Raw genomic sequence first — 5,438 nt, forward strand, 5'->3', positions numbered from 1 at the left:
AATCTGCTCTATTTTAACAGATTTCAAAATAGCTTTGAATATTTTAATAATAGGGGGTAAAGACTCCCCTAATAGAGAGATTATCTCTATTATTTTTTTTAAATTTAATTTCTGACCCTTTTCTTCCGCTTTTTCCTCTTTTCTTATGTCTTTTCCAGTTTTATCCTTTTGAATTTCTCTTTGGATTAATTTAATCTTCATCCATATTATTTTTAAATATCCATCGAATTTGAAACCCTGGCTACTTAAATCAATACATATCTCAAATGGAACCACCAGAATACATGCAAAAATTAATATTATAATTAATATAATGGCGGTTGCAAGGATCAATTAGTTCACTCTCTAAAAATTAGAGATAAAAGAGAAATTATTATTCTGTCTCTTCTTTATTTTCCTCTTTAGTTAAGTCTTTGACAGTTTCCTTACTTTCTTTCATGAGATCAATTACTGCAGGTACTGCTTCAGAAATAGCACGGCTAATTGGATTTGGGGGTGTTAAATGCATTACTCTTACTCCTTCAGGACCTGTAACACCTTTAAATACTACTATCATGGCTATAGGCTCTATACCAGCACCTCCACCAGCACCACTGCCTTTACCTCCTCCCTGATTTGCCGGTCCGCTGCCCTCACCGCTCCCAGCACCAAATGCCATCCCAAATTTAGTAACAGGAATCAGAATTTTATCTTCGGTCTCTATTGTTTCGCCTATTACATTTTCTGTGGCTAAAACTTTTAAAAGTTCTTCCACAGTTGTTTTAATTGGTTCTACATCCATATTATAACCCTCTAACAATTTTTTTACAGTTATATTATTAATTTAATACTATATAAAAATAATGACTGTTTTTTTGTTTAAATAATGTCTAATATTAATTTAAAAAGTATTATAAAGTACAATAATTCCCTAATATAAATAAATTAGTAATTTAGTAGTTTTATATATAAATACATCTTATTAAGTTGTCATATCGCAAATAAAACTTCAAATAACAATTTAATATTTCACAGCTTAAAAATATTAAAAATTAAATATATTCATCCAATCCCTATTTTTCCAAAAAATATTTAGCAAATAAGGGAAAAGGTTATATATGAATTCATTTATATTCAAATACTCCAGACGGGCCGGTGGTCTAGGGGTATGATACCTCCCTGACACGGAGGTGATCACGAGTTCGAATCTCGTCCGGCCCATATGCCGTGGTAGTTCAGTTGGGAGAACGCCAGACTGAAGATCTGGATGTCGCTGGTTCAAGTCCGGCCCACGGCACTTTCTTTACTTAAAATAATTACTTTTGTATTTCAAAATTATTTTCCTCTAACTTAAACTATTTTTAGCCAAATAAAAGATTTAATATCTAAAAATTAATATCATTTTGGAGGAAAGATATGAGCAAGAAAACATTCTGTCCACGCTGCGGTTCGCATAAAATAAAATATGAGCAAATTTATGAAGGTACTGGCACATGGAAATGCTATCACTGCGGATATGATGGTTCCATAGTTATAGAGGATGGAAACCTTGAAAAAAATCTCAGAGAAGCCAAAAAGATGGAAAAATTATCTAAAAAACTTTTATGGAGAAGATAATCATTCATAATCTCATAAAATAGAACCTTTTAAATAAGTACTTGTAGCTTCTTCTATCCTAACTTCTACAAATTCGCCAATATTCGCATTTTCAACAACAACAGGCTTGTAAGAATTAGTTCTTCCGATATATCCACCTTTACTGCCTTTTTCTATTATCAGTATTTCCTGAATGCTACCTACTTGTTTTTGATTATTTTCAAATAATATCTTTGATTTCAATTCATTTAATGCTTTAGAACGTTTTTTCATTAAATTATAATCAATTTCAGATAAAGATGAAGATATCGCCCTTGGCCTATGCCCATATTTGGAAATATGGATAAAATCTGGCTTAATCTCTTTAATCACATTCAATGTGTCTTCAAATGCTTTATCTGTTTCAGTAGGATATCCTACAATGATATCGGTTGCAATGGAAATTTCGGGTATTTCTTCCCTAAACCTGGATATTATTTCTTTAAATTGTTCTGCTGTGTTTCCGCGGTTCATATCATCCAATACCGAATCATTTCCGCTTTGAACTGGTATGTGTATGAATTTATAAATATTCTTATGCTTAAAAGCTTCAATAAGCTCACTAACATTTCCCATCATGCTCTTTGGGTGCATCATTCCAATTCGTAGCCTGAAATCACCATGAATGTTAGTTACTTGTCTTATTAAATCTGCTAATGTTTCTCCAGTGTCTTTCCCATAAGCTGCTGTATCCTGAGCTGTAAGCTGGATTTCAACGCAGCCTTCATTTACTGCTTCTCCAACTTCTTTTTTAATTAAATCAACTGGATAACTCTGAAGTTTTCCCCGTGCAAATCTGGTACAGCAGTAAGTGCAGCTTCCATTGCATCCTTCACATATTTGAGCTATATGTACAAATTGATTAAAACGTATCTTTGGAAGACCTGGCTTTATCTCATTGCCATGTCCCATAATTCTCATACTTTTACCATTAAGAGATGATTCTACAACATCTGCAGTTGATTTAATTTGACGTGGTCCAATCCATCCCGCAGCTGGTGCTGCTTTTTTCAGTCTATCTGGATCAATTTCCACCATACATCCAGACACAATCAATTTTTTATTTGGAAATTCTTTTTGAATCCTATGAATCCTGTTCAGGACCTTTTGTTCTGTCGGATGTTTAACGTAGCATGTATTAACAATAATTACATGAGCATCTTCAAGTTCTTCCACTATTTCAGCATTTTTTTCCGTTAGAAGCCCTGCCATTATCTGTGAGTCTCCCTGGTTGAACGTGCAGCCAAATGTTTCAATGTAAACCTTCATTTTATCCTGTATCCTTAATTTAGTCCTTTTTAAGTTAATGGTAACCGTATCATCAAAGTTTATTAATTAAAATTAGTTTAATCAATTAAGTAACTTTAAAATAAGATTTATTTAAAATTTAAAGTTTATTTTCAGGCCATCCATGATCTCCTATCATAGGAACAAAAGCAACTCCGCCAATTGATTTTTTATCAAATTCTTCCTCTGATTTTCTGGTAATACAGATAAGGTCCTGAAGATATCTGTGCTCTCCAACAGGAATTAACAGAATTCCACCAATTTTAAGCTGCTCTTTTAATGGTTCTGGTAATTTAGGGGCACTGGCAGTGCCGTATATTCTATCAAAAGGTGCTTCTTCAGAATATCCTTTTGTTCCGTCTCCCAGAATTACTGTTATATTTTCAGAGTATCCTGTTCTCTTTAAATTTTCTTTTGCTGTTTCTGCAAGAGATTCTATTCTTTCTATACTGTATAAATGTCCTTTTTTGCCTAGTATTTCTGCAACAACAGCAGCATTATATCCAAAACCAGTTCCAATTTCTAAAACTTTCATACCCTCTTCCAGGGAAAGTATTTCACATATCATTGCCACCATGTGAGGTGCTGAGATAGTTTGACCTTCTCCAATCGGAAGAGGTTGATCAGCATATGCATAAGGCCTATTTGAAGCGGGTAGAAATTCTTCTCTTGGAACTTTCTCCATTGCCTTTCTAACTTTCTCTGTTTTAATATATCCCATTTCTGAAAGTCTTCTTACAAGTTCAATTCTTTCATTTTCCATCATACTAATTTAGAGCTTAAATCATAATTATATCTTACTGATTTATCTAAAGGTTTTCCATAAACTCTTTTTGTTACATAAGCCTTTGCAAAGCCCTTTCTGACCTTTCTTTCAATTGTTTTTATTGAATTCACTCTAAAAATAAGATTTCCAAGTTTAATTACATCTCCAACATGGAATTCAAAGTCTCTGTCAACTTCAACTTTCTTAGATATAATTCTACCTCCAAAATCCACTGAAATCCCAATCCTTGCCGGTATATCAAGTGAAGATGCCCAGATAGTATTTATTTCATTGACATTACTTTTGTTTGTTCTTCCTCCTCTTTTTGTTTCAATTGATGTTATTTCAACTTTTTTATCTTCAAATTCAAGAACATCCCCCAAACTAAGTTCTTCATCTGGATAAAGCTTAATAAAACCCTTACTGGAAGATTCGAATTCACTGATAACAATCCGTACATCAACTGGTTTTTCTCGTGCTATGATTTCTCTGTAAACATTGCCACACTCTTCACACTTTAAAAGTAGTTCCTTTGAATGTTTACCCTTTGATTTTAATATTTCGTAGTATTCAGATTCACATGCGGGGCATTTCATTTATTTTCCCTCAGTTAAATTCTTATTCAAATAATGTAATAAAAAGAACCTGTATGGCATTTTTTTAACAGGTTTAATTGTATTCAATAAATAATATTTAATATGAACATTATCAATTTATTGTTTTATGATTATTAAATATAATGTAGAAACAATAAAAAGTCTTAGATAATCACATAACCTATTTATCTTTCATTTTAAGGTAATGATTAACCAGTCCGCCATCTTCAAGAATATCAAGCATGAATTTCTTAAATGGCTCGATTTTAAATGTTTTTTCAGTAGTTAAATTATGAATAATACCTTTTGAAAGGTCTATTCTTAATATATCGCCTTTATTCACTTTTATATCGGCCACGATAACTGGTAACCCTACATTTATGGCATTTCTGTAAAATATTCTTGCAAATGATTTTGCAATTACTGCAGAAACTCCTGCATGTTTAATAGCTACTGGAGCCTGCTCTCTTGATGAACCGCAGCCAAAGTTTTCATCTGCAACAATTATATCTCCCTTTTCCACATTTTTAGAAAATTCAGGATCCACTCCTTCCATTACATGGGCTGCAAGGTCATCTAAACTGAAAGTTCTCAGATATCTTCCAGGAATTATTACATCAGTGTCAATATTTTCTCCAAATTTCCATACTCTGCCTTGTATTTCTTTCATATAAATCATCAATAGTTATTTTATGATAAAGCCATTATTCCAGGCCTTTGTAATAATTAGTTTACCGCCAACATCTTTCATTGTGTCTTTTGCTGCCCTTGATATGCCTTTTGTCTTATCATCTGTAATTGCATAAACAGTTGGTCCAAATGAACTCATACCCACTCCAGCTGCGCCTTCAGATTTCATATTTTCAATTATTTCATTAATTATTGGATCCTGGAGTTCAAGTTCTATCTTCTTAAAACCAGTGTTCTGTATCATATTAACTGAATCGCCGAACGAATCTAAATCCTCTTCAACTACCGAAGGCATCATCTTTACCAGCAAGATGTGGGACAGTCTTTGAACTTCATTTAAAGGTATTGGGCAGTATTTTTGAAAAATATTTACTTCTTTTGGACCTGAAGCTCCTGCGGGGACATCAGGTATAGCAAGAATTATATTCCAATCTTCTGGAAAATCATATCTCGTTATTAATGGTGCTGGAGAAGCTGTAGATGCT

The 5,438-nt window shown here is 32.9% G+C and carries 8 protein-coding genes and 2 tRNA genes; 3 read left to right on the forward strand and 7 right to left on the reverse strand.

Going from position 1 to position 5,438, the window contains the following annotated elements; all coding sequences use genetic code 11:
- Together QMD61_11355 and QMD61_11360 are read right to left on the reverse strand one after the other, a co-directional pair.
- The coding region (locus QMD61_11355; GenBank protein ID MDI6725231.1) for a hypothetical protein at nt 1-333 on the reverse strand (333 nt) is incomplete at its 3' end.
- A 40-nt stretch (nt 334-373) separates the two neighbouring features.
- Nucleotides 374-781 (reverse strand): spore germination protein GerW family protein, encoded by a 408-nt coding sequence (locus QMD61_11360; GenBank protein MDI6725232.1) that lies wholly within the window; start codon nt 779-781, stop codon nt 374-376.
- Nucleotides 782-1,128: 347 nt separating this feature from the next.
- Here QMD61_11360 and QMD61_11365 point away from each other — a divergent pair.
- From QMD61_11365 to QMD61_11375, 3 genes are all read left to right on the forward strand, one after another.
- Nucleotides 1,129-1,200: transfer RNA gene (locus QMD61_11365), tRNA-Val, on the forward strand.
- A gap of 3 nt (nt 1,201-1,203) precedes the next feature.
- Nucleotides 1,204-1,276, forward strand: a tRNA-Phe gene (locus QMD61_11370).
- Nucleotides 1,277-1,395: 119 nt separating this feature from the next.
- Entirely contained in the window at nt 1,396-1,596 is a 201-nt protein-coding gene (locus tag QMD61_11375) for a hypothetical protein (protein MDI6725233.1), read from the forward strand.
- A gap of 12 nt (nt 1,597-1,608) precedes the next feature.
- On the opposite strand, the gene QMD61_11380 is transcribed toward QMD61_11375, so the two are convergent.
- The 5 genes from QMD61_11380 to QMD61_11400 form a co-directional block, all read right to left on the reverse strand.
- Nucleotides 1,609-2,883 carry a tRNA (N(6)-L-threonylcarbamoyladenosine(37)-C(2))-methylthiotransferase gene (locus tag QMD61_11380; GenBank protein ID MDI6725234.1) on the reverse strand — a complete coding sequence of 425 codons (1,275 nt, stop codon included), beginning with the start codon at nt 2,881-2,883 and terminating at the stop codon, nt 1,609-1,611.
- 118 nt (nt 2,884-3,001) lie between these two features.
- On the reverse strand, nt 3,002-3,664 hold the full coding sequence (locus tag QMD61_11385) for a protein-L-isoaspartate O-methyltransferase (GenBank protein MDI6725235.1): 663 nt from the start codon (nt 3,662-3,664) through the stop codon (nt 3,002-3,004).
- A complete protein-coding gene (locus QMD61_11390; GenBank protein ID MDI6725236.1) occupies nt 3,664-4,263 on the reverse strand; it encodes an HVO_0476 family zinc finger protein in 600 nt (199 codons plus the stop codon). The genes QMD61_11385 and QMD61_11390 overlap by 1 nt, the downstream gene beginning before the upstream one ends.
- Nucleotides 4,264-4,444: 181 nt before the next feature.
- Nucleotides 4,445-4,933, reverse strand: coding sequence for a homoaconitase small subunit (hacB, locus tag QMD61_11395; GenBank protein ID MDI6725237.1), 489 nt, complete (start codon nt 4,931-4,933; stop codon nt 4,445-4,447).
- 15 nt (nt 4,934-4,948) lie between these two features.
- A partial coding sequence (locus QMD61_11400; protein MDI6725238.1) for a hypothetical protein occupies nt 4,949-5,438 on the reverse strand: 490 nt, incomplete at its 5' end.

The organism is Methanobacterium sp., from assembly GCA_030017655.1.
Classification (GTDB): domain Archaea; phylum Methanobacteriota; class Methanobacteria; order Methanobacteriales; family Methanobacteriaceae; genus Methanobacterium_D.